Origin of the sequence: Moraxella sp. 179-F 1C4 NHS (assembly GCF_045370505.1) — a bacterium.
In the GTDB taxonomy this organism is placed as follows: Bacteria; Pseudomonadota; Gammaproteobacteria; order Pseudomonadales; family Moraxellaceae; genus Faucicola; species Faucicola tetraodonis.
Genome location: NZ_JBIQEC010000050.1, coordinates 1 through 4329, shown reverse-complemented (window position 1 = coordinate 4329; position 4329 = coordinate 1). Strand labels below are relative to the sequence as shown.

Below are 4329 nucleotides of genomic sequence, written 5' to 3'. Positions count from 1 at the left end.
CTACTCTGCCAAACAGTAGCCTTTATAATATTGACCCCAATAACCCAAATGGCTACTTGGTGGAAACCGACCCAGCCTTCGCTAACTATAAAAAATGGTTATCGTCTGACTACATGATGCAGCGCTTAGGCTTAGATCCAAGCAACATGCACAAGCGATTGGGCGATGGCTACTATGAGCAAGGGCTGATTCGTGACCAAGTCATGACCTTAACCGGTCGTCGTTTCCTAGGGGACTACACCACTGATGATGCCATGTATCAAGCGCTGATGGACAATGGTGTTGCTACCGCTAAAGCAATAAACTTACGCCCTGGTATTGCACTATCTGCGGAACAGATGGCACAGCTGACCACCGATATTGTGTGGCTGGTTGAACAAACCATCACCTTAAAAGACGGTACTAAACAAACCGTACTGGTACCCAAAGTCTATGTTCGCTCAAAGGTCGGTGATTTAAAAGGTGACAGTAGTTTAATTGCCGCCCGCAACATGGATATGCAGCTCACCGGTGCTTTAACCAACCAAGGCAATATCGTGGCCCATAATGGCTTACGTATCAGTGCCAATAACCTCAATAACCAAAACGGCGGGGTAATCCAAGGTAACTTTGTTCAAGTTAACACCAAAAACGATTTAAACAACCTAGGCGCTACCCTAAAAGCCAATAGCGCTATGACGATTGATGCGGGCGGCAAGCTAAACAACAGCAGCACCACTTATCATACCGAAAGTAAGCTTGGTCAAAGCAATGCTTGGCGCACCGGCATTGACCAAATCGGTCAAATCTATGTGGGCGATGGCTTAAAAGGTAAAACCGATGACAACGGTCGACCCCTTACCACGTTAAGCATTGATGTCGGTGGCAACGCCACCTTTAACGCCGGTCAACTGATTAATCAGGGCGGCACATCTCGTTTGGTTGCCGGGGGCGATGTGGCGTTGAATGCGGTTAATACAGGTTTCCAAACCAATGCCATTGGTGATAGCAATAACTACTACAAAGTGGGTCAAACTCAGGATATTGGCAGCGTGGTCGCCAGCCAAGGCAGCACTTATATTCAGTCCAAAGGGGGTAGTATCACCGGTACAGCAGTGACCATTCACAGTGAGGATGGCAGCAGCTATCTCGATGCTAACAAAGACATTACCTTAAAAGAAGGACGTGCCACCAGTAATACCGACACCGCTATTAAAACCACTGAAAAAAGCTTGTTAAGCCGTAAAACCACCCAAGATCGTTATAGCCGAACCAGTGATGAAGCCATTCAAAGTAACATTGAAGGTAACACCGTGGTTATGGATGCCGGTCGCAATATCCACTTAACCGCCACACGTGCAGTGAGTGATTCAGGCACCGCTTTAACGGCAGGCAATGATGTGACGATTGATGCGGCGCAAAATCGTTACAGTGAAAGCAGTAGCCATAGCCAGAAAAAATCAGGGATATTTGGTACTGATGGCGGTATCGGTTTTACTATCGGCTCACAAAAACAATCAATGGACAATCAGCGCAATATCATTAATCACACCGGTAGTACCGTGGGCGCCATTGATGGCAATGTGGTAATTAACGCAGGTAACCATTATCAACAAACTGCCAGTGATGTCGTTGCTGGAATGGGCGCTGATACCGGTAAAGGGATAATAGATCCAAGTCGTGGCAACATTGATATTACCGCAAAATCGGCTGATATCGTTAATGCCACGGCAACTGAAGACAGCCAATCACAACAAAAATTTAAGCAAACTGGATTAACCGTCAGTGTCAGTAATGGTCTGGTCGACCAATACAACAGTATCAATGGACTTGTTAAAGCGGGTGAAAACACTGATTCTGATCGTATGAAAGCCATGGCGGGTATTAGTGCAGGATTAAAAGCGCAGAATGCCATTAAAGGCGTTGCACAAGCTCAGGATCCAGTCGCTGCAGCAACCTCGGGACGTATTCAAGCCACTTTAGGCACGCAGTCAAGTCAATCAACCAATCAAAGCCATACACAAACCAATGAAGCTTCTACCGTCAATGCGGCAGGTAACTTCTCTATTAAAGCCACCGGTGCCGGTAAAGACAGTAATATTAATATTGTCGGTAGTCAACTTAAAGCTGGCAATAACGGTAGTTTAACCGCTGACAATGAAGTCAATATTTTAGCAAGCAGTCAGCAAAATACCCAAACCAGTCAAAACAAAGCACAAGGCTTTGGGGTGGGTGTCTATGCGACAGGTAGTGCCTCTGGTAAAACCGGTGCAGGTATCACCCTAAATGCTAATACCTCACGGGGTAGTGGTGACGGTGAATCAACACATTACACCAACAGTCAAATTGATGTCGGTAATACCTTTAGCCTTACCTCGGGCGGCGATACCAATATCCGTGGTGGGGTGATTAACGCCAAACGTGCTGAAGGCAGTGTTGGCGGCAATCTAAATATTGAATCGATGCAAAACAAAGAAACTTATCAAGGTAAACAACGTAGTGTAGGGATTAATGCGGATATTGATATGGTCGGTGGTAACTCAACCAACCTATCAGTAAATGCTGGCAAAACCAATGTAAATTCGGATTATGTCGGGGTGAATCAGCAATCGGGCATCTTTACTGGTGATGGTGGCTTTAACATCAATGTAGAAGGTAAAACCACGTTAACAGGCGGTGCTATTACCACCACAGACAAAGCCAAACAACAAGGGCTAAACCAGTTTACCAGTAAAGGCGGTATTGAGACCCTTGATTTAAACAACCACGCAGAATATGAAGGCAATGCCATTCAAGCTGGGTATTCATTAAATGGCTCTAAAGCATCCCAAGATCCGCAAAAAGTTGATCCGAATCTAAAAACGTCATGGAATGGTAAAACAACCGGTATTGGTTATGGCAAAGCTGGTGATAATCAAACCAGTGTCACTAAAGCCGGGATTACCGGTATTGCAGGTCATGCTGATATTACCACCGATAATAAGGCGGACTATGCCGGTGTTATCAAAAATAGCTTTGATAATAATAAAATTATGCAAGAACTCGGTAGTCAAACCCAGATTACCCAGGCGTTTGGTCAGGAAGCGCCGAAGGCTGTCGGGGATTATGCCAAAGAGAAAACCAAGCCTTATGAATATGCTCAGATGGTGGAAGGGCAATTAAATGATGCATTAACGAAAACCACTGATCCCGAGCAGCGACAAGCTATTTTATCGAATTTAGCAAAAGTTCAAGCGTATAAGCAAAAACATGAGCAAGACTATAATAATTGGAAAGAAGGTGGTGCTTATCGTGTTGCGGCACATACGGCTATTGGTGCGTTGGGTGGTGGTACGGTTCAAAGTGCTTTGACAGCAGGTGGTACAGCTGCAGCCGCTCCAATGATCACTGAGGTTGAGAAGAAGATAGCGGATAATTTAGCCAAACAAGGTATTGATGCGACAACGGCTGGCAGTATTGCGAATAGTTTAACAGGTCTAACACTGACGGGTATTGGTGCGTCAGCTGGGCTTGATATGTCGAGTATGGCGACTGCTGTCAATATTGATGCGAATAATAGACAGTTGCATCCTCATGAATCACAAGTTATTGAATATCTTGCACCAGAATATGCAGTTATTGCAGGTGTTGATGAGGCCACCGCAAAAAAACTTTTGTCCAGAGGAGCATTATACAACATTGATGCCGAATGGAGAGAAACTATTAATAGCTTCTCTTCACCAGAGTTAATAGCTGCTTATTCAAATGCCTATAGCTATTTGTTGAATAGGACAAAAAGTGCAAATTATAGGACTTTTTATCCACTTCCCGCTTCTGAAGCTGATTTCACCATTGAAAAATATGCTGATCCTAAAGCTAATTATTACTTAGGTCAATCTTCCAATGGTCAAATGTTTACAGCAACTTCAGAAGATTTTAACAACAGTCGTGTGTTTTTAGAAAGAAGCTTTAATGATCCAGAGCAAATTAAGTTTTACCTTGACAATGTTGCCTACCAAGATCCTCTACAAGTCAGAAGAAGTTTTACTGGTACAAACGCTAGGGTTTCTGGAACTAATGACGGTTTTGGGGACACAGTTAAAAACTTCCTTTGGGGTGATGGGATTGAACCTATTAGTCCAGCATTTAGACTGGGTGAAAGTGGTGGTCAACTTCTAAGAGAAGCAATTTTAGAGCCAAAAAAAATCAAAAAGGAAGTAAATGATTTTATTGAGAATGTAGAGTACAAAGCCTATGATGACAACCTTGCTATAATGCAAGGTAAAGGATTAGAAGTCCAATATAAAGAGGGATTAATAACTGGTAAAACTGGTACAAATATTGGATTAGCTATTGCGGGAACAGAGGGAT

General features: G+C 43.8%; 1 protein-coding gene. It reads left to right on the top strand.

Going from position 1 to position 4329, the window contains the following annotated elements; translation table 11 throughout:
- Positions 1-4329, top strand: a 4329-nt coding sequence (locus tag ACH0AB_RS11605; protein WP_406878243.1) for a hemagglutinin repeat-containing protein, incomplete at both ends; no start/stop codon positions are given.